The sequence below is a fragment of the Mesorhizobium sp. M2C.T.Ca.TU.002.02.1.1 genome, assembly GCF_003997225.1.
Map to the genome: position 1 here is coordinate 1 of NZ_RZTO01001121.1, position 1,544 is coordinate 1,544.

The following is a 1,544-nucleotide window of genomic DNA, read 5'->3' on the forward strand; positions in this document are numbered from 1 at the left end:
CCCTCGTAGCGGCCATCCAGGCCGCCGGCGTCTCCATCGCGGGCATCCTGTTCGGCCTCGTCGTCGCCAACGCCATCGCCGCCTGGCTGATGCTGAAATACTTGCCTACCAATCCGTTCCGCGATTTCGTCTCGATCCTGTTCCGCGCCTTCCTGCGCCTGGAGGTCGAGGGGCTGGACAACCTCAAGGCGGCCGGCCAGGCGCCGATCCTGGCGCTCAACCATGTCAGCTTCCTCGACGGCCCGCTGGCGCTGACGCTAACCGACGAGGAGCCGGTCTTCGCCATCGACTATACGATCGCGCAGGCCTGGTGGATGAAGCCGTTCATGAAGCTTGCCCGCGCGCTGCCGCTCAATCCGGCGAAGCCGATGTCGACCCGCACGCTGATCAAGATCGTGCAGGGCGGCGATCCGCTGGTCATCTTCCCGGAAGGCCGCATCACCGTCACCGGCGGCCTCATGAAGGTCTATGACGGCGCCGCCATGGTCGCCGACAAGACCGGCTCGATGGTGGTGCCGGTGCGCATCGAAGGGCTGGAGAAGAGCTACTTCTCGCGGCTCTCCTCACAGCATGTGCGCCGCCGCTTGTTCCCGAAGGTCAAGGTGACCATCCTGGAACCGGTGAAGCTCGAAGTCGCGCAGGAATTGAAGGGGCGCCAGCGGCGCGCCGCGGCGGGTTCCGCGCTCTATCAGGTGATGTCGGACCTCGTCTTCCGCACCCAGGACATCGGCAAGACGGTGCTTGAGAAGATCATCGAGACGGCCAATGAGCGCGGCTTGAAGGAGCTTGCCGTGCAGGATCCTGTCACGGGTTCGCTGAGCTACGGCAAGTTGCTCACCGCAGCCGCGGTGCTCGGCGAGAAGTTCGAGCATCTCTATGCGGGACAAGAGACGCTGGGCATCATGCTGCCCAACGCCAACGGTTCCTGCGCGACGCTGCTCGGCGTCATGTCGGCCGGCAAGGTGCCGGCGATGATCAACTTCACCGCCGGTGCGGCGAACATCCTGTCGGCCTGCAAGGCGGCCGAGGTGCGGACCGTGCTGACCTCCCGCGCTTTCGTCGAGCAGGCAAAGCTCGGGCCGGTGGTGGAGGAGATCGGCCGCTCGGTCGACATCGTCTGGCTCGACGACCTGCGGGCCACGATCGGCCTCAAGGACAAGCTGCTTGGACTGTTGCGCAAGACGACGCCGCGAGTGGCGCGCAAGGCGGACGATCCGGCAGCGATCCTGTTCACCTCCGGCTCGGAAGGCACGCCCAAGGGCGTGGTGCTCACCCACCGCAACATCCTGGCCAATGCCGCGCAGGCCGCCTCGCGCATCGACTTCCATTCGGGCGACAAGGTGTTCAACGTGCTGCCGATCTTCCACTCCTTCGGCATGACGGCGGGCACGGTGCTGCCGCTGATCTCCGGCGTGCCGGTCTATTTCTACCCCTCGCCGCTGCACTACCGCATCGTGCCGGAACTGATCTATGGGTCGAACGCGACGATCATCTTCGGCACCGACACGTTCCTGTCGGGCTATGCCCGCACGGCGCATCCGTAC

The 1,544-nt window shown here is 65.5% G+C and carries 1 protein-coding gene; it reads left to right on the forward strand.

The window, feature by feature from the left end; translation table 11 throughout:
• The coding region (locus tag EOD07_RS33940) for an AMP-binding protein (RefSeq protein WP_164772817.1) at positions 1-1,544 on the forward strand (1,544 nt) is incomplete at both ends.